Genomic DNA, 24,357 nt, shown 5'->3' on the forward strand with positions numbered 1-24,357 from the left:
TTCTACTTTTTTAAATAAATTTACTTTACAGCATATTTAACACCTATTTGTCAAGAAAAAACCTCTGACAAATTCAGTATAATTTATACTACAATTTTTTTGATTAAAAGTCAACATATTTTATATTTCACAAAATAAAATGATTAGGCATAAAAAAATAAATAGAGTGTTTTTTCCAAAGTATTTACAACTCTATCTTTCTTCTAAATGTTGAATAGACTTCATGAGGTCTTTAATCAAATCCAATACCTCTTGCTTAATGAGATACACCCCGTCTTTGCCCTCTTTTTTAGCCCATCGATAACGAGAGTCTTTTTCATCAGGCAAACCAATAATTAATGCACCTGTTATCATAGGTACACCTTTCCCCTCATTATTCTGTATAACTGAAAGTTTTGCAATCGGTTCTGTAATTTTATTTTCCGCTTCTTGATGTTGAACTTCAACTGCACTCATTGATGATAAATATCGTAATAGTCGTAATAAATCCCCCTGATTTTTTAACACCTTATTTTCAGGTTGTTTTACAGTCCAATTTTTATCTATTTGCTGGAAAACATATTCATTTGATTCATAATTTAAATGGAATTCTGTTATTTCGGAGGGCGAGAAACGATACAAAATTAAACTTCGGAAATTCTCTGGCAATACCCATAATTGAGAAACAATATCATTTGAAACAATCCCAATCTCTCCTGTGTCCTGGTTTATATAACTATGGAGATTATCATCTGGAATAGGCATATAACGGATTTCGATTGTATCCTGATTTGCCATTGTAAATTTTAAAACATCTTTACACTTATCCAATCCACGAGATTCCACCGTTCCACCTGGGAAACTTTGTAGTTCAAGGATTTTTAACCTGCTAATATAATCATTTATTTTTAATGAATCAATATCATCTATCGATGGCTGTGTCATCATCCAGCCTTTCTCTGTGTTCTTTTCAAGTGAGAATACAATAGTATTTTCATCTAACCGTTCAATTTTTACTATATTCGTAAGATCTTTTGTAAAAATATGGCGATTCCGAAAACTTTCAGGTGAATGTGGTAACAATTCCAAAATATGAGGGTCTAATAAAAATACAGAATTCTGCCCTGAAAGTTTTGCAAAGACACCTGTGCAATCAGAAAGCTTTAATCGTTTCCTTTTCTCTTTATCCTTCTCCTGTGTACTCTGCCCTGCGGTTTGCAAACCTCCTAAAAATAAAGTCTGTGGTCTCTTTTCTTTTGCATCATAATACGTTAGTCGGCATCTTGGAGGTTCCAATCCGTAATCGGATAAACTCTCGGGTTTGTCAATAAAGTCTCTACCAATTCCAAATTGTATTTCTGATGATAATGCATTAACTGCTTCCTGGTCTGCAAGTCCCTGAGAAGGAGATACAAGAAACCATGGTTCATTTTCATTTTTTCGCTCCATTATCACAATTACTGATTCCTCTCCTACCTTAGGCATATATTCTGAGTTTTGCATTTCATCGTCTTCCGTCCATATTCTTGCAAACTCAATTCGCACAAGTGGAACTTCCCTCACCGCAACAAGAAACCGAAATCGCAAATCCTCCAATGAGCGATTTAACTCAAAAAACTGTTTATCGTCAACAAGAAAAACCTTACCTTTTAATCCCATAGCATATCGATATGTATTAGTTGGATCTAAAAAGCCGAAATCAAGTTCTATTGGTTCGTTCATTTCATCTACTACCGCTTTCAATTTTAATGTTGGCTTGTCCAAACCATAAGCTGATTTATCATCCACTTTTTCAATTATCGTCCGCTGATTTTTTAACTCTGATAAATGTTTTGCTATACGGTCCCACATTAATTGAAATGCTGGTATATCTGGTGAAGGTTTTTCAAAACTCCATTTTCCGTCAATATCTTTTTTCCCCACACACAAAGGTCCTCCTGCCTGTTGGAGATGAAGTTCCCGTACCGATTCTGGTGCAAATGAAAATATCTTCTTTGCTTCTTCATAAACAACCTTCTGCTCTTCCTTCCACCAATTTGAAAACCAATATAGGAGGATTAACACGGATAAAATTAAAACTAAAATTATTGTATTACGCCACTTCACTTTACCCTTCTCCTAACAAAATACGCAATCAAACCTGCAATTAAAACTAATTGCGGTGTTAACATTACAGAACACCAAATAAGCCATCGCTTTTGCATATCAGACAAAACAATAGGCTTATCTTCTTTTATTGAAGGACGAATTGAAATTAGTTCATCATGTTCTGTAAGCCATGCAAGACTATTTAGAAGGAAATTGATATGACCACCAATACTAATACGTTCATTTGTTATAAAATCAGCATCCCCAACCACTACAAATCGGCTCCTTTTTTTTGAACCATCAGATAGTTCTTTACTACATGTTCCAGCCACAGCAATAAACAAAGGACCTTGCTTCTCTTCAGGTTCATACTTAACAGCACCCCCTTCCGCAAGCCTTGACAAATCCGTCTCTGCCCAATATTCTGGTGGTGTTCTCAATATAGGAACTACATTGGCATTCTCTGGCAAATTTTCTATTGGTTCTATTGTCCGTACGGCCCTTAACAACAATGGCTGGTCCATTCGCTGTGTAATAGGATGGTCAGAACGAAAGGAACCCCGATACTCAAATAACCCTTCTTCTACATTTTCAAACGGCTTTGGGTCAGAACGTAATTCAATCTCCCATGGATTTTTTTTCTGCGTCGTAAATGCAATGTTTGAACCAACATCTACTCCTAATTTTTCTTTCAACCATGGACGAAGATATTCTACACCACTCCTACCTAAACGAACATCTACCCACGGCTCAAAAAACACAATAAGTCGTCCACCATTATCAAGGAAATCCTGAATTGCCTTTAATTCTTCACGACTTAAATCCCCTTTCGGATTATGTATTATAACAACCTCATAACTTTTGGGAACTTCTGGCAGGTCAATCCGAATCTGAAAAGGTTCTATCTTATAAGATTCTCCTTCAATAATAGCCCTTGCCATAGAAATACCATTCGGATTCGAATCATCAAGGGGCGTTTCATCATGTCCAGTAAGATAACCTATTTTTGTTTCCGTTTCTTTTAGAACACTAATAAGAGCCTGCGTAAAATCCCGTTCTTCCATCCGTGGATTGGCACCGCTTAACATAATAACACGTTGACGATTTCCACATTTTAGCACTACCGTTCCCTGGGTCGAAGCATGGGTAATGGACAATGCCTCTAAACGTGCTCGGTCAATCTGTGGGTCTAATAGTTCAACATTCAAAAAGGGTGTATGCCTTTTACATTGTTCAAGAAACCGTAATGTTTTATCTTTTGCAATTACTACAGACTCTTCATCAGTATTAATAAAAAAGCATAATACCTTTACTTCTTTGTTCATAGTCTCTAAAACTTTGACTGTTTGAGGAGATAACGTTCTACGACCTTCCTTTGTCAAGTCCACAGAAATATCCCACCGCAAAACAAAAGCATAGATAACGATACATATCCCTAAAAAAGACAAGGATGAAATCAATGCACTCAAACCCGAACCTGCCCTACCTGACCAGCCCGATTCTACTATAATACCCCGAATTACAAAACCTAACCACAAAATGCCTGTAATTAAAAAAACACCACCTACTAAAAGAGCCCACACATTAAAAATCTCTTGCTTCCACACTAAAAAATTTAAAACGCCTAATAGACTGATTACAGATATAACACCACAAAGTCTCTTCAATGACCATTTCATTATAATCTAAATTCTCCTTATTTTCGCCAATTTCGCGACTCCAGCGACCTGAATGTCAAAAACACAAAAAACGCAGTACAGAGTAAATAAAATGCAATATCTTTAGGTTCGAATATCCCTAATGCCATATTCTTTGCATGATTATCCAGCGGTAATTCTAACAACAAAGAATGAAATAATCCGTAGATTTTTTCGACTGCATTTTTCATTACTGCTGGAAATGTATTTGGTAAAGGTGCTGTTGCTGGTAATTTTTCAGCCACATTGCCAATAATAAACATTAATAAATAGATTCCAAAACTTACCAGTCCAGCTGTAATCGGATATTTTATTAATGAAGAAATAAAAAGCCCTATGCTTAATACAGCCATCCCCATCAGAAAAACAGAACATAACCCAAACAACAAAACGCTCCATTCTACTTCTGTAAAGGGAAGTAAAAGAAAAACATTAAGAGCAATTAAAATAACCGCCAAAGCAAGCATGGCTAACGCAGAACTAAATTTACCCAATATAATATCCCTATCCCTCAGTGGGTATGTTAATAATAACTCCATTGTCCCTCGATGGTACTCTTCTGATAACAGACGCATGGAAATTATCGGAGATAAAAACATAATCATAATGCCACAAAAAACAAAATACGGACTTAAAAATGTCTCCTCAAAATCTGGCACTGTGGTATAGCCATACTGAAATGGCGATTGAGATATTTGCACATACGTTAAAAATGACAAGATAAATGCCACCCCTGTTAACGTAGCTATCAACCCCAAAATCACATACCCTGATGGAGTAACAAAAAAACTTATAAACTCACGTTTTGCTATATTCCAAATAGATTTCATTACTTTCCCTCCTGCACCATCTCATCTCGAGAAATTGCATTTAAAAATGCTTGCTCGATTTCAACTACCGATTTCTCAGGGTCAATAGCAATCTCCGATACAATCCTACCGTCATTCAGAATTAATGCCCGTGAACAAAGTTGTGAAACTTCAGACAATATATGCGTGCTTAATAAAACAGTATGATTTACTCTAAAACTTCTAATTAACTCGCGAATCTCGACAATTTGATGTGGGTCTAAACCTACTGTCGGTTCGTCTAAAATAATAACTGGTGGAGAGCCAATAAGTGCTTGAGCAAGACCTAATCTTTGACGATAACCTTTAGATAATGTTCCTACAACCCGCTCATATACATCTTTTAACCCACAGGTTTCGACAACCTGATTAACCGAAGATTTGAGACTGGTTCTCGGAATATTTTTAATTTGTGCAACAAACAATAAAAATGACTTTACTGTCATCTCATCATATAAAGGCACCCTTTCTGGTAAGTAACCAATGAGTCTTTTTACTTCTAATGGATACTCATGAATTTCATATTTTCCAATCTTTGCTGTTCCATAACTCGCTGGCATAAATCCAGTAAGAATACGCATCATCGTACTTTTCCCAGCTCCATTTGGACCTAAAAGACCAACACTCTCCCCTTCCTGAATAGAAAATGAAATTTCCTTCAACGCACAAAATAAACCATAATACTTTGTTATTTTATTAACCTCAATCATCATTAGACATATTTACCTATCATTTCCCGATTAAAATTATAGTCCTCTCACTATTTGAATATTATATTCCTTCCTTTACAAATCTTTTTTGATTTAACGGAATTGTGAAACTGTATTATGACCATACTGTATTGATTTTATGTGTCTTAATTCAACTTTTATTTACAACTAACCAAAAACCTGCCTCATGCGGTCGCAATAATAACGAATATTATCCCATTTTGCATCAGGGGGGATACGATGGTCGGGACAAGGAATAAATCCACCCAAATCAACCAAAGGCTTTAGCCTTTCTATCTCACGGTCAACAGCATCTCTATCATGAAGGAATACTACTTTGTTCATTCCTCCGACACCACGCAAACCTTTGCCATATTTTTCTCTCCATGGGGCAATACTTGCGTTCCATGTACCAACTTCTATTGGGAACATGGTGTTCACACCATTATAAAACCATGTGGGAATAAGGGCATCAATACAGCCATCACAATCTAACGAAACAATATCCAATCCATAACTATTACATAACTCTATAATCCTTTTATAATGAGGTCCGACCAATTCATCAAATACTGAGGGGATTACCAGAGGTCCATTCTTAAAACAGATATCTTCCCAAAAATGAGCAAAATCATACTTAGCACCATTTTGTAAGGCTCGTTTCGTATTCTGATAACAAAGTTCTCCATAAGTATCAATCATTTCCTTAAACAAATCAGGGTCATCAGCATAAATATAACTTAATCCCACTACGCCTATAATATTTCTTAGAGAACCTAATAAACTACCGCAATGCAACCCATACAGATAATCACGTTCATCCTTTTTGAGAAATTCTTCTCCTCCCTCTCCAAAAGGTATCATTTTATCATTTACACGAACAAGTGTTTTTAACATTCTATTTTCATTATATTGAAGCCGTGGCAGATAATGTTCTTCCCAATCCTTTCGAGTTTTTAAAAGATGGTCAAACTCTGACGGAATAGAAACCGCTCCCAATTTTTCGAGAACTATAACACCATCTTCATTCTGAACTTTTTTGGAGCCATCGGGTAATTCTTCAATAACTTTTCGTTCAAATAATGGGTCTAAATGGGCATTAGGTTTAAATACCGAATAATAATTAAAATCAAAACCTAACTTCTCACTTAATACAGCATCTACAGGATTCCCATCTATCCATTCTTCTGCTTCTTCTTTAGTAATATATCCTTCATCTGCCCATTTCTTTAACGTCTCGTTCCAAAAACCAAAATGAACTATCGGTAAACGGTCATATGGTTCATACCTCAAAACTGCAAGAGCCCTTTCCCTATGTGTCATATTCATTCTCCTCAATACATTTCTTTAGAAGTTAAATACTTTTTATTTATATTACTATACTATAAAAAAAGGAAAATAAAAAATTAATTCCATCAGATTAAACATTAGTATTACTGTTAAATAACTTCATTCTTTCTTCTTCCATGTCCTACGTGTTCCATTTACCCCATTCCACCAGCGAAACAGTGACAGCTTCTCTATGCCAAAAGCAAAAGGCTTGTGATACTACAAGGTGATGACAGAACCCATGCTGTCACCAATTACATTCATAGTTTGATAAATTAATTCTTTTTGCAATGGAAGCATAATTCGTAGTAATATTATATAAACTGAATTTATAGTTTTATATGACGTTTTATTGATTCCTTTTGCTATTTTATAATAATCATGTTTTTATTTCTATAATAAAAAGGTTTTTACTTGAAAAAATCTTTATATAAAATAGTCATATATTTATTCTTTATTATTCTCTCTATTGGAGGACACGGGGAAGCAACCCAATCAGTGACTGTCCGTTTCTTTGCTATGGGAACAGAGTTCGTTTTTATTATTTATCCTCCCTTTGATGGTATGCTTGAAGAAGATGTTCGTAATTTATGTGAACCTGCTATCACTGCTGTCAATAACCTTGAAAAACATATCAGTCATTACTTACCAGATAATGACCTTGCACGACTAAATCAATCCGCAGGTTCAGGCGTTCTTAAAGTAAACAGCGACCTTTTTGAAGTTATCCGCTGGTCCAAACGATACTGGGAACGCACTGATGGTGCATTTGACCCAAGTGTAGGTCCTTTATTAGACCTCTGGGGATTTTATAGGAAGAACAAACAGGACATTCCATCGGATAATGAAATCTCTGAAGCATTAAAAAAGGTAGGCATGGATAAAGTAATCATCAATGTTGATGAACAATCTGTTGGACTTACAGTCCCCGAAATGCGTCTTGATTTTGGTGGTATAGGGAAAGGGTTAGCTTTGGATCGGGCAAAGGCAATATTAAAAGAACAAGGGATAAAATCGGGTATTTTACATGCAGGCACAAGTTCTATTGTTGCAATAGGTACACCACCTAACCAGGCAGGTTGGAAAATTGGCATCCGTTCCCCTTATAATAAAGATGAAACGATTGAAGAATTTTTAATTAATGATGAATCTCTTTCTACCTCTTCCGTTTCCGAACAATTTTTGGAACGAAAAGGTAAAAAGTATGGTCATATATTTAACCCAAAAACAGGTCGTCCTGTAGATACCAATATTGTGAGTTCAACAGTTATTTGTAAAACAGCGACAGAAAGTGATGCTTTAAGCACATCGTTCTTTGTGCTTGGTATCGATAAAACAAAAGAGTATTGCAAAAAATTTCCTGATGTGAAAGTTTTCCTTGTGTCGGAACATAATAATAAATTAGATAAACAATATATTAACCTTAAACAAAGCGAGGAATAGCCATGAAATCCAATACCTCTCGTAATGTATCTCGTAGAAACTTTATCAAAACAGCAAGTACTGCCACAGGACTGATTATTATGGCAGGGAAAGCCCCGTTTTCCTATGCACTTAATGACAAAGTAAAGGTCGGTTGTGTTGGCTGTGGAGGACAGGGAAGTTTCCATATTAAAGACGGCTTGATGGGCACATCCGACATTGTCATCACTGCGGTATGTGATGCCTATGGTCCTCATCAACGGCTAGCAGTGCAATTAGCTCAAATTTCAAATGCAGGCATTGCACTTGAACCTGGACAAGGATTGACAGAAGAACAACGGCAAAAAGCAATCGCAGCATTCAAACCGAAGAGTTATTATGACTATCGGGAAATGTTAGAGAAAGAAGAATTGGATGCAGTCGTCATTGCGACACCACTCCATACTCATTATCAAATCACTATGGATAGTTTAAGTGCTGGCAAATATGTATTCTGTGAAAAGACTATGTGTTACGAAATTGAACAAGCTCGAGATGTCGTAAAGAAATGCCACGAAACAGGTAAATGGGTTCAGGTAGGACATCAACGGAGGTATAATCCTTTATATAATAAAGCCTTAATGATGATTTGGGAAGAAGGAACTATTGGACGAATCGTACATATTGACGCTCAATGGCATCGCAACAACGATTGGCGACGTCCAATTAACAAAGACCATAAACTTAACTCTCAAGAAGCCCGCTTCATTAAAGATTTGGAACGCTATATGAACTGGCGTCTATACAAAGAGTCATCCAGAGGCTTATTAACAGAATTAGCAACCCATCAATTAGATATCGTTTCTTGGTTCCTTGATGCCGTGCCCAAACGCGTTTACGGTTGTGGTAGTTTAGACTATTGGAGAGATGGACGCGAAATTCACGACAGTATCAATGTCATTTATGAATTTGATATTACACCTGAAAACCGTGGTTATCGTGCTATAAATGCTCGAAGCAGTTATCAGGATAAGATGGCAATTAATCAGCCTTATACAGTTCAATTGATGTATTCCAGTATTACCGCCAATGCGAAAAAAGGATGCAACGAACTCATCCAAGGAGATGAGGGCACCATTGAATTAAGTGAAGAAGGTGGAACGTTCTATCCAGAAGCCACAGCCAAAATTTCATGGGGTGAATCTGGAAGTGCTGAACAAACTGCAACGGTTATCACCTCTGGCGGAACATTGAAGCTCAGCAACAAAGCACTTCAAGAAGGCAAACCGATTGTTGTAGATAATACACGTTCTGTTGACCAACTCCAATTTATGCGGTTCGCAAAAGATATAAAAGAAGGTGGCGTACCAAAAGCAAACCAAATGGTCGGTCTACGGGCTACCGTTATGGCTCTTTCAGGTTATCAAGCAATTGAGGAAAGGCGAATGGTTGAAATTGACCCAGCTCTATATACCTTCGATTTTCCGACACCTGACCCATCAATGGTTAGTTAATTCTATATATTTACACATATAAATTAACGAAATAAAATTATTAACATAAAGAAAGAGAAAGTGATGCCATGAGTAAATCGTGGAAAAGTTACATCCCATGTTTAGTATTTACCCTAGTTCTCCTACCAATCATCTCTATTCCCGCAAAAGATATCTCAGAACCATTACAAAATATTATCGAAAATTATGATAAATATATTGGTAGAGACCTTGTCATAAATAATCGAGCCCCAAATGCAAAAGTTATACGGACACTTCCTCTTTCCTGTCCACCATTCCATTTAAGAGATAAAAATGGTGACATTATTGACCCAACAAAGAATCCAGATGGGACACCAGTTGACCCTAACTTGCCAGTTCAACAGCAAGGCATCCCACGAGCAGTTAGTACCAAACAAACCTGTGGTGCATGTCATCCTTATGACAGAATCACTCATGGCTATCATTTCCAGATGGGTCGTGATGAACTCTATCCGCCTACAGACCCGACAGGTGGAATTCCAAAGGATAAAAGTCCTGGCTTTTTCGGAAAATGGTTATCCTTATACCAACGTGAACTGGTTGGAAAAAATTTTGAAAATCCTGACCAGATAGATATGACTCCTTTCAATTGGATTGTAGATTGTGGAGTGTGTCACCCTGGTGGTGGACCTGCAGAATATGACCGTTCTGGAAAAAATTATGAAAAATTCAAAAAAGCAAATCCTCTGGTAGGCACATTTGGGGACGGCGATTACTACGAATCCCCATGGGAAAAAACTGGAGTTGTCGAAGCAGATTGTTTTATTTGCCATCTTGAAGATTATGAATATTCTATCCGTGCCCAACAGATTAAAAAATGGAATTTTGAATATGCATCGACTGCCGCTGCAGGCTTCGGTTATGTTTGGGGTTCTACCATCGATGGACAACAACCCAAAGTTTATTATAACAAAAGTCTTTTCCGAGCAGATGGAACCGTTCACCTCCATATTCGCCGTCCTACCGACCGCCAATGCATGTTCTGCCATGATATGTCCAGCGTCCAGAAACGAGGGATTTCATGGCATTCTCCATATATGCAAGACGTTCACACAGAACAAGGTTTAAAATGCATCGACTGTCATCATGGCGACATTCGCCATAACTTCGCAAAGGGTAGTTCCTCTATACAAACTATTCGTGATGATTTAGATAACACAACATTATCATGCAAACAATGCCATGACCAACAAGAGAAAGGTGCCCCGTATCCAGAACATAAAGGATTACCTCCTCTGCATCTGGAACGGATTGACTGCACTGCTTGTCATATTACGCATCGTCCTTTCCTCCCTGTATCTATTATCGACCCATTAACTGGGAAAGCCATGACCTTACCTGAAATTCAAGACATGAGTTATTTGGGTGCATCTGAATTTGGTGGTTTTTGGGGATGGATACGTAGTCGAGACGATGCAAACCTCATTTTCCCATATACTAAAGAGCAATTACAGCAAGCCAAAGAATATACTATCTCAAACGATGATAATATCCGCAAATTATTTAAAGACGCTCTCTTAAAAGACTTGCCAGAAGGAGCAATAAAAGTTTCCGATTTTATTCAGCAAAATAATGAACTCGAAAGTCCAGAATCACGTGGATTAATGTTAATTGTATTATCCCAATTAGTTCGACCTGCTAAAGAAGCCTATCCAGTTGTCGTTTTCCGAAATCAGGCATATTCTTATGATACAGGACAAATCAGGGAATTAAAGGCTACACCACAACCAAAACGGCCAGGGGCAACCATCATAGAATCTTCATTTGATTTGGGCAGAAACAAACAGGATGGAAAGATATATGCACAAAACACCCAGGTCTCTACATACTGGGTCTATATCGATAAAGAAGAAGTCCGACCAGTTTTACTAAAAGATATGAAAAAGGCTTATGATTGGTTAACATTACCAGAATATACGTTCCGACTTTATCCATCACAACCTAAGAATGGACAGACCGCTCCGCCACTTCCTGAGAATCCATTAAAACAGGCACAACAACCAGCAACATCAGAAAATACAGGTGCTTTACAAGCACAAGTACCTAACCCAGAAGAAAATACAACTCGCAAAAAAACAGCAGAAGAAATCCGTCAACAAACAGAAATGGAAGAAAACTTAAAAGTAGCTATACAGGAAAAAATAAAAGTATACTCAGCATCTGACGCAAAACCATTAAAAATTTATGATGATAATAACGATACCTTCCCAGAAGTAAACACACAAGAAGAAATCGGGCTATTTGCATGGGCATTAAAACAGACTGTTCCATATCTCAAAGATAAAGATTTGTACTATTTGAGAGGAACTACTGTTTTTCGTGTAACCGTAAAAGGTGGGGATAATCCTTATGAGTTCGAATTTCTGGATATGGAACGTATCGGTGAAAATAAACCTTTCATTGCAATTACAAGATATGAACAAAAAGAAGAACCTGGTGAGTTTAGTTGGGACAAACCTAAACAAGTCTGGTCTCCTGTCGAAATGCGACTTTGCTCACCTTATGAAGCAGAAATTGTCCAGATTGAACCAAAGGCATACCCATCTATCATGGCTATGGCAAAGCCATTAGAATGGACTGTCTCCCATGGTGTAGAACCCGCAACCCGTGCGTATGGTGCCAAAGGTTGCACAGATTGCCACTCTGAAAATTCTTCATTTTTCATGGGTAGTATGCTCGTAGACCCATTCTCAGAAGATGGCACACCAAAATACGTTACATTATGGAGTGTTTTGGGCTATAATATTTCTAACTTAAAATTAGGGGCATGGCGCGAAGGTGTATTGAAAAAGTATGCCCCATGGATTGTCCTGATTCAATTATTACTTATCCTTATACATTATGTCCTTATCGGGAGAAAAGAAGGAACCCCCGTTGGTAAACCAAATGTCTTACGTTTCCGTGGCTATGAACGGATAGCTCATGCAATTGCTATGATTAGCGTTACATTTCTGGCTATTACAGGATTCTGCTTCCTTATGGGACAACACGATCCTTTAGGTCCCTGGGCAAGGGTATGGCATACATGGTTCGGATATGTAGCCTGTGCTGGCGTCATCTTTATCTTCCTCTCCTGGGTAGCATTTATGTTCCCTGCTAAGGGAGATCTCCGCTGGCTATTGAAAGCGGGTGGTTATTTAGGCGGTGTTAAAGGACACGTCCCAGCAGGAAAATTCAACGCTGGTCAAAAAATCCTGTTCTGGTTAGCAATACTTGCATCAGGCACCTGTGGAGTAACAGGCGTTGTTATGGGACTTAATCGCGGTACCCACTTCCTGAATCAAGAGATATACTATACCATCCATGATATATCCGCACTTGTTATGATTCTGGTACTTATTGCTCACATTTACTTAGCTGCCTTCGTTGTACCTCATAGTCTACGGGCTATTTTTGGAGGAAAAGTAAGTGATATATGGGCAAAAGAACATCATTCCCTTTGGGCATTTACCGTAATAGACGAAAAAAACAATTCAACCGAGCACTAAACTACAAATAAAAAACTCTTATACCTTAACATACCATCAGGAATAAAAAATGAAAATTCTATCCATATTAGGTAGTCCCAGAAAAAATGGGAATACAGCACATGCATTAAGCTATATTGAAGAACAACTCAAACAACAAAAACACGAAATTAAACACATCCACGTCTCAAATTTATCCATTGAAGGATGTAGAGAATGTTATTGGTGTAAAAAAGAAGATTCTTTTCTATGCTGTAATAACGATGACGCTATTCCTTTATTAAATGATATGATTGAAGCAGATGCTATTATCTTCTCAGCACCGACTTTTTGCTGGGGTTTTCCTGCACAAATGAAAGCACTCCTTGACCGTATGTTCTGTTTAATCTCATGGGAAGAAGGCAGTACCGAAAGCAAATCCTTATTAGAAGGCAAAACAATGGCACTCATTGTAACCGCAGGCGGTGAAATAAAAAACAATGCAGAACTTTTAGGAATTGCTTTCAACAACATGGTCGAATTCATGAATTGCAAATCCGCAGGAGTCGTATATATTGCCCCATGCGAAGGTGTCCGCTCTGTCAATGATGTGATTAAACGACAATTAGACGAAGTAGCCAAAAACTTAATTGGCTAACAACATCAAAAAACACACCTCAAAACAATTACTCCACCTACTAATTCCCATAAGAATAATAGAAATATTATCACCCACATATATTATTTTTCGTTTGTTTTTTCATAATATCTTGCATTTATTCAAAATTTTTAAAATGACAAAAACTGGTTCTTAATCATAATGAAAAAAAATGTAAAATACTTGCAAAATTGACAAATATATGATAATATGTTATTATCACATAAACAACATATATAACCAAAAAATAAGAAACGTTAGGAGGAAGGTTATGAAAAGCACAAAGTTATTACTCATGGGTCTTGCTGTATTCATTCTAATTACAGCCTCAGGATGTAGACCAACTCTTTTCTTGGAGCCATCCACTTTGGATTTTGGTAGCTCCGAACAACAAAAACATTTGAGGTATGGAATGGTAGTGTAAACACTACTATGAATTTTCAGATTTCAAAAGACCAAACATGGATTACAATTAATCCTGAATCTGGTTCCAGTAATGGACCATCAGATAGAAAGATAATCACAGTTCAGGTGTCCCGAGATGGGCTACAAAGCGGTCAATATACAGGAACAATAACAGCAAAATCGTCACGAGGTGGTTCTAAAACTGTTGAAGTAAAAATGACCGTTGGAACTCCCCAGCCATCAGAAGGAGAAGGAAGCAAAGAGGGAAGCAAAGAAGGAACTCAAGAGGGAACTCAGGAGGGAACCCAGGAAGGAACTCAAGAGGGAGAAATCGAAGGGCAACCGGAGTCCAATATATCCATAACGGGTTGGATAAATGATACAGATACAAATCCTGTAGCATACGCAACTGTTGAATTAGTAAGTACAAATTTTAAGGTATATTCCGACCAAACTGGATTATACATAATAGAAGATGTCCCCAAAGGTACTTATGTGCTTTCTGTTAATAAAGAAGGGTATGCCCCTTATAGTGCTGAAGTTGAAGTCGGGGACATACTTCCAGTGACAGTAAATGTTATTCTCGTAAAACAAGTAAAAGTTCAGGATATCCCTAATATAGAAAGTGGTGCCACTGTTACAGACTCAAAAGGAAATGCCATAACAATTCCACCTAATTCAGTGTTTGATGAAGTTGGGAATCCCGTAACAGGTCCTGTTGAGGTATATATTACTCCTCTGGATTTCACTCAACCCAATGATATTTTAGCCTTCCCAGGAGGTTTTCAGGGGGTTTCTACCAGCAAGCAAGGAGAACAAGTTGATTTAGAATCATATGGATTAGCAGACTTTACATTGAAACAGGACGGTAAAGAGATGAAATTAGACACTTCTGCAAAAGCAAATGAACCAGCGGAGATAACGCTTGACCTTCCCGATGATTCGCCCCTGAATGCCGGAGAGGAAGTACCCTTATGGTATTTTGATGAAGAAAAAGGGGTCTGGATAGAGTCTGGCAAAGGAACCGTTTATGATAAAGAAGGAAATAAATATTATAAAGCATCCATCCAGCACTTGTCATGGTGGAATTGTGATGCTCCTATTACGGAAAAAACCTGTATCCAGGGCTATATCAAAGATAAGGAAGGAAAACCTGTAATGGGTGCAGTAGTTAAAGCAATTGGGGTTTCCTATAATGGTGTCACTGTCGTCTACTCTGACGTTACCGGTTTCTTCTGTGTTGATGTCAAGGGGAATTCCAGAGTCATCATTGAAGTATATTTGGTCGGTTCTCAAATTCCTGTATATCAAAAAGAAATTGATGCAAATACAAGTGGAAATTCATGTGAAACAGATAACTGTATTGAACTGGATGACATTACTGCAGGATTTAATAGTTGCATTCAGGGAACAGTTACGGATAGCGATGGGAATCCCTTAGAAAATGTGACCGTTCGTTCTTCCTCAGGAACAGAAACCATTACAGACGGGGCAGGGCATTATTGCCTTGAGGCGATTGGGGATATGCCCATTACAGTATATGTAATTAGTCGTCCTCCGGTAACTGTTGTTTCGCGAACAAATACTTCTTGTCCTGCAGGTGATTGTGTGGTCGCAGACATAAAGGTAGAATATCCCAAAGATGGTTCTTATGTCGGAATTATGAACACAACTTTAAAAAATAAACAAAACTCACAAACAAAAGTAACCCAGTACTTAATTTCGTCCTCAGCAGTCTTTGCTTCATTTGGGGCAAATCTGGTACCCCCAATAAATGACCTGTGTTCTGTTCAAACCTTCCAATATGAAATTTCACAAGAACAACAGGATTTGTCTCAGGGCCTTCCGCAGATTAATTGGTCAGGGCTTGACCCCGGCGCCCCCGGCTTGTTCCAGTCTGCAGGTAAATCGGTTGATATGGTGAGAATGTCAGATACACATGTGCAAGAAACTGAGATGGTCCAGCCATGGATGTATTCTATTTTTGTTCTGGATTATACGCAAACAATTTCTACAACAAGTACACAACCTAATTTTACTGCATCCTGGCCCGGTGGTTTTGATATAGAGGAATTTTCAGTGAACGGGCAAATTCCGCCCCCGTTAGAAGTTACTTCTCCAGAAATAAAACAGAGTCCTGTTTATGGACCAACTTTTGATTTCGACCCCAGTCAAGATTTGAACATAACATGGAACGCCCCCGTAACACCTGTTCCCGGAAGTTTTATCGAGGTGTCTCTCTCTGGAAAAAGTTATACTTTCAATGAACAAGGGGAGGTAGTTAATGTAGTAGTCATTGAATGTACCCTCAATGATGATGGGTCCCATGTAATTTCAAAAGATTTACTCCAACAACTACCTGTTGGGACTTTTGCACAGCCCGCGTATATCGTTCTGACGATTTCTCGTTGTAACTTACAAGAATTTCCTGTCCCATTAGTAAAAGGCGGTAATGGGAAATTTGTAGTTACTGCACAAAATATGTTGTCAGCCATTAATTCCCCAAATATACCTATTCCTGTCAAATAGTCTGTTAAAGCCTTTTAATGAAAGACTACGCCCTGCCTTTTTTTAGCAGGGCGTAGTCTTTTTATTCCCTTTACTATGAACATTCACCACCAAATTTGAAATACCTTCCATCAGACCTGTAATTTATAAAGATAAAAGCATAACATAACTTAAAAATTATAAAGTTATAAGGATAAAAAGCTATGCGATTTTTAATATGTACCTTTATTCTTCTTTTTGGAGAAAATATAATAGCGGAAAATCAGGTTCCATACGCTATTAATGTAATTGACATGGGGGCAAAAAATGATGGTTCAGCGGATGCGACACAGGTATTTCAACAGGCATTAGATAAAGCCAGTGAAATTGGGGGTGGCATGGTTCTTGTTCCTGCGGGAACATATAAAATTTTGGGCAATTTAAAAATTCCAGCAGGTGTAACATTACAGGGAACATTTCGGACACCTCCCACTTCTCATTATCCCAACAAACCGAATTTGGTAGGGTCTGTTCTCCATGCGTATGCAGGAAAAAATCAACCAGAGGCAGAACCTTTTATTACCCTTGCTGGTAATAATGCTACATTAGCGGGATTTATCATATCCTACCCCGAATGGTCGAAAGATACGGTTCCTCCTATCCCTTATCCACCTGCAGTTTATTCAAAAGGGACAACAGATGTAGCAGTTTATGATTGCTGTATTATAAATCCCTATGAAGCGATTCACTTTCAAGACTCTGCCCGAATGATGATTCGGAATGTTTTTGGCTACCCATCATTTCGCGGATTATACATTGACGCATGCTATGATATTTCCCGTGTTGAAAACTGCCATTTCTGGCCCTTTGGTGTTACCTACCAACCGAATGACCCGTATTGCCTCTGGATAAATGAGAATGGTACTGCTTTTGAATTTGCCCGAACGGATTGGCAATATGTCACTCATACTTTTTGTTTCGGTTATGGTGTAGGATATAAATTCTCAAAAACGAAAAATGGTGCCTGTAATGGCAGTTTTTTAGGGATAGGAGCGGATTGTTGTCGTCGTGCGGTATTGGTCGAGGACTTACAACCTTTCGGTTTGCTAATAACTAATGGTGAGTTTGTAGGCAGATGGGAAAGTAGTGATTCTGCTGGTATTGAAATAGTTCCAGAGGCAGGGAATGGAAAAATTAGCCTTATCAATTGTGCCTTTTGGGGACCTTTAGACCGATGTATCTGGCATCGAAGTGCTAAAACACAGCTGACAGCCATCGGTACTAATTTTTGGGAATGGGATATTAATGGTAAAGGACACCCTGCAATTCAGGTTGACCGTGGAAAAGCCATTATTCAAGGGAACACCTTTGCTTTGGGGTTGCTACATGTGATAGTCAGCAAATACTGCACATCTGCTATTATCACTGGAAATCAGGCAGAAGGTGGGTTATTTGTTATCAATCATGCAGGTGAGAAAACACAGATGGCTATGAATGAACCGCCACCAAGCCCACCCAAAAAAAGTTGTTTGAAGAATTATATCCTGAAAATTGGCAGTGTAGGAGACCAAACTTTTGTTGACAACTGGCACGGTTCAGAAAATGGCTCCGAATGGAAAAAAGTTGGGACTACAAAACGTTGGTCAAAAAAACAATCTATTATTCGTATACCTGTCATACCTAACAAGGAATACACCCTCACTATTGATTTGTATATTCCATCACCAGCAAAACATCCTGATAATGCTATCTTATTAAATGATGAGAAGATTATATCTTTAGCAGATATAGAAGGTTTTCAAAAAGTAACAGCAAAAATACCTGCCCAACCAATGGATTTTATTATACTTAGTATCTGCTCAAATACATGGTCTCCTCAACAACAAGACCCATCATCAAGTGATAAACGTCAATTAGGTATTGCTGTAAGTGAAATTCAGATGAAAACATGTTTTGCACCAGGCAAACCATTCATATTGAATAACCTCTTCAAATCCATTCCCAAATAACCCTCTTGATAGGAGTAAACATATATGATCCGTGTCATTGTTAACGATGAAGAGACGTTACTCCCTGATGGAGCCAATATAAGTACATTATTGAAAGAAAAAAATCTTGAAGGGAAAACGGTCGTTGTTGTAATAAATGATGAGATTGTGGAACATACAAAATATGACATAACCTACCTAAAAGAAGGCGACCAAATTGAAATTGTTCGGATTGTAGGAGGCGGTTAAGATGACCTTAAAAGAACGAATGGAAAAATTTCAACAAACAGATTTATATGTCGTTATAACCGAAAAACTATGTAAAGGACGTTCTTCCCTCTATGTGCTTGAAGAATGCATGAAAGCAGGAGTTAAAATTGTACAATTCCGCGAGAAAGGTGGAGATGATCGCGAAAAATACGAAAAAGCCATTCAATTTCGGAATATCACCAACGATTATGGTTCCTTATTAATTATTGATGACCGAGTTGATTTGGCATTGGCAGTAAATGCGGATGGAGTACATTTAGGCCAAAAAGATTTACCCATTTATAAAATAAGAGAACTTGCACCAGAACTAATAATTGGTGCATCAACCCATAATTTAGAACAAGCCCTTACTGCACAAGAACAAAAAGCCTCATATGTAAATATTGGTCCTATTTTCCCTACACAAACAAAAACAGACACAGCCACACCATTGGGACTTGATACCATAGGGAAAATAGCACCCTACTTAAAAATACCCTTTACATGTATGGGCGGTATTAAATTAGACAATATTGATTTGGTTCTTAAATATGGAGCACGTCACATTGCAGTTGTCACCGCAGTAACAGAGGCAGAAAATATTCAATATACCGTAAAACAAATAAGAGACAAAATCCTTTCTGTTCACTAAATTAAAATGTTACATAGAAACCACAGAAAATAGATATACTGAGAATGAATACTTAGAAATTAAATTTATTTCTTAGTACTTTCGTTTTACTCTTTACAAAATTATTAAGTAAGATATAATAAGGTTTTGAAATCTATTATATTTTTTAGGAGAAAAATATATGATGGTATATTACGTCTTTTTTTACGGTGGTGATGCTATCATTTCATTACTCGTTTTTATTGTTTATATTCTTCTTATTATTGGTGCGATAAAAGAGTATCGTTGGATTCGCGGTCGCATTTCCCGAATGCAATTAGAGGGAGCAGTGATAATGTTTCTGGGAACAATTGCAAAATGGATTGTACTTAACCAGTTTTTTGGTTTAGACCGTCTACAAAGTGAGGAATGGGCTTATTGGTTCAACCGTGGAGAACTCGGTTTATTTTTAGTTGGACTTATCTTGTTCGGACTGGGCTTTTTCTTATCTCGCAGACCACGACCAGGACTTAAACCTTGGAATGCAGGTATTAAACGATTAACGATAATAAGTTTCATTCTTATATTAGGTTTCAGTATACTAACATGGTTTCACTTATATGCACGATGGTTTAATTTTGCATGGGAGTATGGTCGTGTACTTTTCAGCGTCGCTTTATATCCCTTCGCCATCGGTTACCTAAAACAAGAACGGAATCCTTCAGTACCACCCCCTGAAATTAAGGACTTAATATAATTATTAACACAAAAAACTTAGATAGTATTAGGAATAAAGAGATGATTGACAAATTAATTATTGGTATGCCAGCGGGCTCATTAGCAGACCCGAATCGTGGAGGCAATTTAGTTAATTTGCTTAAATATTCAGGCTTCCCTACAAAAGGTTATGACCAAGGGGGACCGACCTCATTTCCTTTGCATTCCTTTTTAGTAGGCTGGGACGGCAGACCACAAGAATTTGGAACACAATTATCCATTGGAGAGATTGACCTTGCTATTGCTGGTGATGATTGGATTTTAGAACGTACATTGGAACTGAAAACAGAATACAACCAGTCCTGTCCATTGAAACGTGTTTTAGCTTTGGGACGTGGCGCGGTACGTCTGGTCATTATTTACAGACCACAGCCCACTTCTTATGATGAGTGGTTCAAAGATTTATTAGAGCGTGAACAATTGGTTACCATGGTTGCAGAAATGCCATATATAGCTTTAGATTGGTTCCAGAAAAAAAGTAAATCATTAGGATTTGAGAACAAATTTAAAAACTTTTCAATCCAGAAATTTAAGACACCACCACGAATTGAACAGGGAATCGTTATTTATGAAACATGGGGTAAAACAGAAGCCAAAGTTTATCAAAGTTCAGTAGATTTTGGGTTAGAAATAACCCAGTCAGGTTCTGCCATACGCAACTATAGCCTCGAAATAGGAGAAGAAGTATTACGTTCAGAATCAGCTGTCTATGTCCGAGAAGATTTAAAGGAATATAAGGACAAATATGAAATTGCTCGCATGTTTCTGCTGAATCTATATGGTGCGATGCATGCAGAAAGAAGAGTTCTGCTTTTCTTTAATGCTCCAATCGAAGCAATGGAAAAGATAACTCAATATCTGAAAGAAAAACATTTATTTGCAGATGAACCAACAATCAATCGCGGGACTAATTTTGCTGAATTTAGTGTTCAGTTATGTGTTGATGATAAGGAAACACCTTTGGCAAAGGTACGTTATGAACTTATGCTATTAGGTGCTCGTTCGCTGGAGACCGTTCCTTTGGAATCGAGTATTCCAGGTCTGGAAGTAGTAGACATTTAATTATGGGCTTACAATAGAGATATCACTAATGAATGAATCAGAAATAAATTCTGTTATGCCTGTTTCCGTTATTATTCCTTGCTATAACGAAGCAGAAAATATTCCACTATTAGTGGAGAGAATTGACCAGGTATTTAAGGAAAAAATCAATATAAATTATGAATGTATTCTTGTTGATGACGGAAGCACCGATTCCACACAAGAAGTCTTAAATTCATTACGCAACTCCTATCCTGCGTTAAGACCACTCCATTTACAGAAAAACTGTGGACAATCCTTTGCTTTATGGCAAGGATTAAAATATGCAAAGGGCAATCACATCGTCATCCTCGATGGCGACTTACAAAATGACCCGAACGACATCCCAAATTTGCTCAATGAATTGAAAACTGCAGATTTTGTGCAAGGATATCGTAAACAGCGGAAAGATGAATGGCTAAGAACATGGATTAGTAAACAGGCGAACAGGATTATCCGTTTCATATTGGATAATCCTGTCCAGGATACAGGATGTGCCTTGAAAGCTATGAAAAAAGAGTGTATCCCTTATATTATTCCTTTCAATGGCTCGCATCGGTATTATGCTTTTCTATTACATTCTGCTGGCTTCCATGTAACTGAATTGCCAGTGAACCATTATCCACGAAAATATGGGACATCAAAATATAATATAAGCGGAAGACTTTTCAAAACCCTTTTCGATATTATCGGCTTGTTTTGGTGGAAGAAAAGGGTGCTACGTTGTAATAAATAGATAATTTGTCAAAAATGTATATCTAGACACACATCAAATCTATTTATGAAACCTGCTTTTATAATATGTTAAAGTATTATTGAAAAAAACATAGGTTCATATTCATAGAAAAGATAAAGTAATGTTACCATTAGAAGTGTCCGTAATTGTTCCAACCTATAAAGAACGGGAAAATCTCCCAGAACTGGTAGAACGTATACGCCAGGTAAAAGAAAAGAACCTACCGTCTCTTGAACTCATTATTATCGATGATGATAGTCAGGATGGAAGTGAAGAATATATTCATTCATTAGCATATGCATGGTGTAAAATTATCGTTCGCAAAGGGGAGAAAGGATTAAGCTCCGCTGTATTAAGAGGTTTCAAAGAAGCAAATGGAAAATTTATTGTTGTGATGGATGCCGATTTAAGCCATCCGCCAGAGAAGATTCCTGAAATGCTGGAACAATTACAACAAGGGGCTGACATGGTACTCGGCTCACGTTATGTACCTGGTGCAAAGACAGATGAGGAATGGGGCTTATTCCGCTGGATAAACAGTCAGGTTGCAACATTATTAGCAAGACCATTAACGACTGTCAAAGACCCTATGAGTGGTTTTTTTGCATTACCTCGAAATATTTATGAGCAGTCTGCACCATTAAACCCCACTGGATACAAAATTGCTTTAGAACTCCTTGTAAAATGTCCCGTGAAAAAAGCGGTTGAAATACCTATTTATTTCTCACAGCGAGCAAAAGGTAAAAGTAAATTATCCTTAAAAGAACAAATTAAATACCTAATTCATTTACGACGACTTTATTTTTTCAAATACGAGAACCTGAGTTATTTTGTTCATTTTGCAATTGTTGGCTTCTCAGGGACACTTGTAAATCTTATTGCATTAACAATACTGGTTTTTCTGGGTATTCCGATACGAATCTCTGTGGCTCTCGCAATTATAATCGCAATGCTTTCTAACTTTGTTTTAAACCGTTGGATAACATTTCCCCACGCAGTTAAAAGTCCGTGGTTACCTCAACTTATTGGATTTGTAAGTGCCTGTTCATTGGGAGCAGTTGTCAATTACCTCGTGGTACTTCTGCTATTACACCTTTTCCCAATGTTCGAGCGTATCCCACAAATTCCAGCACTTGTCGGAATCCTCGCGGGGCTCATCTTCAATTTTATCCTTAGCAAAAATATTGTGTTCCGCAAAACACAGAATTAGATTTATCCTCTTTTAATTCTGGTTAATCAATATCAATTACGGTATTGGCAATTGCCATATAGCGGTATAAACTTCCTCTGCAGGACCTTCTTGATAGACATATCCGTCTTCTGCCCATTCAATAGTAAGTGAACCATAAACAAGATGCACATTTACTTTATGGTCGGTGCGATTTGTAATCATTGAAGCAAGGGCTGAGGCACAAGAACCACTACCACTTGCCATAGTAATCCCACTACCCCGTTCCCAGATACGCATAACTATATTGGAACGGTCAATGATAGAAACAAATTCTACATTTGTTCGTTTAGGAAACAAATGATGATGTTCAATTTTTGGTCCAAATTCTGTAACAGGTGCTTGTGTGGCATCTGGAACAAATATAACTGCATGTGGGTTGCCGATATTAACCGCTGTGATTTTCACAACTTTACCTTCCACATCAATAGGCTCTTCAATAACCTGTCCTTCTGAGCCTATCATAGGTATTCGGGAGCGTTCAAAACTTGGTTTGCCCATACACGAACGTACAGACTTTACCCTACCATTTTCTATATTCAAAACAACTCGATTCGGTCCAGCTAATGTCTCAATAACAAAATCCGTTTTATGTGTGAGTCCTCGTTCATATACGTATTTTGCAAAACAACGGATACCATTCCCACACGTTTCTGCTTCACTGCCATCTGCGTTAAAAATACGCATCTTAAAATCAGCCGTTTCCGAAGCAAGAATAAGAATAATACCATCTGCACCTGCTCCCAGATGACGATGACTCATCCGTCGCGATAATTCAGGGATATTCTCAGTGGGTAATCCACCTCGAGCATCAATGTATAAATAATCATTTCCCAATCCATGCATTTTTGTAAAAACAAGTTGACTCATGTGAAATTTACCTTCTTACTTTTTATCTAATTAGGAGTCATTAACCAAAAACAAATTTAGTTGCAGATAAAACAAATATCTCTAATTCTACTCTTTAACAAAAACATTAAAATATTATAGAACTTTTCACGATTATTAGCAACAATAAATTAATGATGTAAAACAGAAAAGTTTAAAGTATTAGACATCCACAAGATTAGAAAATAATACTCAAATAAAAAAACTTATGAATTGTA

The 24,357-nt window shown here is 37.5% G+C and carries 19 protein-coding genes; 13 read left to right on the plus strand and 6 right to left on the minus strand.

Annotated features, from left to right (window positions below):
* Window positions 1-192: 192 nt before the first annotated feature.
* The 5 genes from PLJ10_02075 to PLJ10_02095 form a co-directional block, all read right to left on the minus strand.
* Window positions 193-2,085 (minus strand): DUF4340 domain-containing protein, encoded by a 1,893-nt coding sequence (locus PLJ10_02075; protein ID HOK08430.1) that lies wholly within the window; start codon window positions 2,083-2,085, stop codon window positions 193-195.
* On the minus strand, window positions 2,082-3,746 hold the full coding sequence (locus PLJ10_02080) for a GldG family protein (protein ID HOK08431.1): 1,665 nt from the start codon (window positions 3,744-3,746) through the stop codon (window positions 2,082-2,084). Before PLJ10_02080 ends, PLJ10_02075 begins: the two co-directional genes overlap by 4 nt.
* A 17-nt stretch (window positions 3,747-3,763) precedes the next feature.
* A complete protein-coding gene (locus PLJ10_02085; GenBank protein ID HOK08432.1) occupies window positions 3,764-4,594 on the minus strand; it encodes an ABC transporter permease subunit in 831 nt (276 codons plus the stop codon).
* A complete protein-coding gene (locus tag PLJ10_02090) occupies window positions 4,594-5,325 on the minus strand; it encodes an ATP-binding cassette domain-containing protein (protein HOK08433.1) in 732 nt (243 codons plus the stop codon). Before PLJ10_02090 ends, PLJ10_02085 begins: the two co-directional genes overlap by 1 nt.
* A 165-nt stretch (window positions 5,326-5,490) precedes the next feature.
* Complete coding sequence (locus tag PLJ10_02095) at window positions 5,491-6,645, minus strand: uroporphyrinogen decarboxylase family protein (protein HOK08434.1); 1,155 nt, start codon at window positions 6,643-6,645, stop codon at window positions 5,491-5,493.
* Window positions 6,646-7,065: 420 nt separating this feature from the next.
* Here PLJ10_02095 and PLJ10_02100 point away from each other — a divergent pair, with 420 nt between their 5' ends.
* From PLJ10_02100 to PLJ10_02160, 13 genes are all read left to right on the plus strand, one after another.
* Window positions 7,066-8,094 carry an FAD:protein FMN transferase gene (locus tag PLJ10_02100; GenBank protein HOK08435.1) on the plus strand — a complete coding sequence of 343 codons (1,029 nt, stop codon included), beginning with the start codon at window positions 7,066-7,068 and terminating at the stop codon, window positions 8,092-8,094.
* Between the two features lie 2 nt (window positions 8,095-8,096).
* Entirely contained in the window at window positions 8,097-9,566 is a 1,470-nt protein-coding gene (locus PLJ10_02105; GenBank protein ID HOK08436.1) for a Gfo/Idh/MocA family oxidoreductase, read from the plus strand.
* A 68-nt stretch (window positions 9,567-9,634) separates the two neighbouring features.
* The gene (locus tag PLJ10_02110) at window positions 9,635-13,075 is read left to right on the plus strand and encodes a formate dehydrogenase subunit gamma (protein ID HOK08437.1); all 3,441 of its coding nucleotides are present in this window, start codon (window positions 9,635-9,637) and stop codon (window positions 13,073-13,075) included.
* A 49-nt stretch (window positions 13,076-13,124) separates the two neighbouring features.
* Window positions 13,125-13,691: an NAD(P)H-dependent oxidoreductase gene (locus tag PLJ10_02115; protein ID HOK08438.1), complete on the plus strand. Its 567-nt coding sequence runs from the start codon at window positions 13,125-13,127 to the stop codon at window positions 13,689-13,691.
* Window positions 13,692-13,962: 271 nt separating this feature from the next.
* Window positions 13,963-14,115: a hypothetical protein gene (locus PLJ10_02120; GenBank protein ID HOK08439.1), complete on the plus strand. Its 153-nt coding sequence runs from the start codon at window positions 13,963-13,965 to the stop codon at window positions 14,113-14,115.
* A gap of 8 nt (window positions 14,116-14,123) precedes the next feature.
* Complete coding sequence (locus tag PLJ10_02125) at window positions 14,124-16,625, plus strand: carboxypeptidase regulatory-like domain-containing protein (GenBank protein HOK08440.1); 2,502 nt, start codon at window positions 14,124-14,126, stop codon at window positions 16,623-16,625.
* Window positions 16,626-16,807: 182 nt separating this feature from the next.
* Window positions 16,808-18,592 (plus strand): glycosyl hydrolase family 28-related protein, encoded by a 1,785-nt coding sequence (locus tag PLJ10_02130; protein ID HOK08441.1) that lies wholly within the window; start codon window positions 16,808-16,810, stop codon window positions 18,590-18,592.
* Window positions 18,593-18,616: 24 nt separating this feature from the next.
* The gene (gene thiS / locus PLJ10_02135) at window positions 18,617-18,820 is read left to right on the plus strand and encodes a sulfur carrier protein ThiS (protein ID HOK08442.1); all 204 of its coding nucleotides are present in this window, start codon (window positions 18,617-18,619) and stop codon (window positions 18,818-18,820) included.
* Window position 18,821: 1 nt separating this feature from the next.
* Complete coding sequence (gene thiE / locus PLJ10_02140) at window positions 18,822-19,472, plus strand: thiamine phosphate synthase (protein ID HOK08443.1); 651 nt, start codon at window positions 18,822-18,824, stop codon at window positions 19,470-19,472.
* Window positions 19,473-19,632: 160 nt separating this feature from the next.
* Window positions 19,633-20,187 (plus strand): hypothetical protein, encoded by a 555-nt coding sequence (locus tag PLJ10_02145; GenBank protein ID HOK08444.1) that lies wholly within the window; start codon window positions 19,633-19,635, stop codon window positions 20,185-20,187.
* Between the two features lie 41 nt (window positions 20,188-20,228).
* Window positions 20,229-21,269, plus strand: a complete 1,041-nt coding sequence (locus PLJ10_02150; GenBank protein ID HOK08445.1) for a hypothetical protein — start codon at window positions 20,229-20,231, stop codon at window positions 21,267-21,269.
* A 28-nt stretch (window positions 21,270-21,297) separates the two neighbouring features.
* Complete coding sequence (locus tag PLJ10_02155; protein ID HOK08446.1) at window positions 21,298-22,023, plus strand: glycosyltransferase family 2 protein; 726 nt, start codon at window positions 21,298-21,300, stop codon at window positions 22,021-22,023.
* 121 nt (window positions 22,024-22,144) lie between these two features.
* Window positions 22,145-23,233 (plus strand): glycosyltransferase family 2 protein, encoded by a 1,089-nt coding sequence (locus tag PLJ10_02160; GenBank protein ID HOK08447.1) that lies wholly within the window; start codon window positions 22,145-22,147, stop codon window positions 23,231-23,233.
* Window positions 23,234-23,269: 36 nt separating this feature from the next.
* Here the strand turns inward: PLJ10_02160 and dapF are convergent, their stop codons facing one another.
* Complete coding sequence (gene dapF, locus PLJ10_02165; GenBank protein ID HOK08448.1) at window positions 23,270-24,121, minus strand: diaminopimelate epimerase; 852 nt, start codon at window positions 24,119-24,121, stop codon at window positions 23,270-23,272.
* Window positions 24,122-24,357: the final 236 nt, after the last annotated feature.

This window comes from Candidatus Hydrogenedens sp. (assembly GCA_035361075.1).
Taxonomy (GTDB): Bacteria; Hydrogenedentota; Hydrogenedentia; order Hydrogenedentales; family Hydrogenedentaceae; genus Hydrogenedens.

Bases quoted from the DNA above. Each gene is read 5' to 3' on its own strand.
- PLJ10_02080 (HOK08431.1), bottom strand. From the start codon at position 3,746: ATGAAATGGTCATTGAAGAGACTTTGTGGTGTTATATCTGTAATCAGT.
- PLJ10_02085 (HOK08432.1), bottom strand. From the start codon at position 4,594: ATGAAATCTATTTGGAATATAGCAAAACGTGAGTTTATAAGTTTTTTT.
- PLJ10_02090 (HOK08433.1), bottom strand. From the start codon at position 5,325: ATGATGATTGAGGTTAATAAAATAACAAAGTATTATGGTTTATTTTGT.
- PLJ10_02095 (HOK08434.1), bottom strand. From the start codon at position 6,645: ATGACACATAGGGAAAGGGCTCTTGCAGTTTTGAGGTATGAACCATAT.
- PLJ10_02105 (HOK08436.1), top strand. From the start codon at position 8,097: ATGAAATCCAATACCTCTCGTAATGTATCTCGTAGAAACTTTATCAAA.
- PLJ10_02110 (HOK08437.1), top strand. From the start codon at position 9,635: ATGAGTAAATCGTGGAAAAGTTACATCCCATGTTTAGTATTTACCCTA.
- PLJ10_02115 (HOK08438.1), top strand. From the start codon at position 13,125: ATGAAAATTCTATCCATATTAGGTAGTCCCAGAAAAAATGGGAATACA.
- PLJ10_02120 (HOK08439.1), top strand. From the start codon at position 13,963: ATGAAAAGCACAAAGTTATTACTCATGGGTCTTGCTGTATTCATTCTA.
- PLJ10_02125 (HOK08440.1), top strand. From the start codon at position 14,124: ATGAATTTTCAGATTTCAAAAGACCAAACATGGATTACAATTAATCCT.
- PLJ10_02130 (HOK08441.1), top strand. From the start codon at position 16,808: ATGCGATTTTTAATATGTACCTTTATTCTTCTTTTTGGAGAAAATATA.
- thiS (HOK08442.1), top strand. From the start codon at position 18,617: ATGATCCGTGTCATTGTTAACGATGAAGAGACGTTACTCCCTGATGGA.
- thiE (HOK08443.1), top strand. From the start codon at position 18,822: ATGACCTTAAAAGAACGAATGGAAAAATTTCAACAAACAGATTTATAT.
- PLJ10_02145 (HOK08444.1), top strand. From the start codon at position 19,633: ATGATGGTATATTACGTCTTTTTTTACGGTGGTGATGCTATCATTTCA.
- PLJ10_02150 (HOK08445.1), top strand. From the start codon at position 20,229: ATGATTGACAAATTAATTATTGGTATGCCAGCGGGCTCATTAGCAGAC.
- PLJ10_02155 (HOK08446.1), top strand. From the start codon at position 21,298: ATGAATGAATCAGAAATAAATTCTGTTATGCCTGTTTCCGTTATTATT.
- PLJ10_02160 (HOK08447.1), top strand. From the start codon at position 22,145: ATGTTACCATTAGAAGTGTCCGTAATTGTTCCAACCTATAAAGAACGG.
- dapF (HOK08448.1), bottom strand. From the start codon at position 24,121: ATGAGTCAACTTGTTTTTACAAAAATGCATGGATTGGGAAATGATTAT.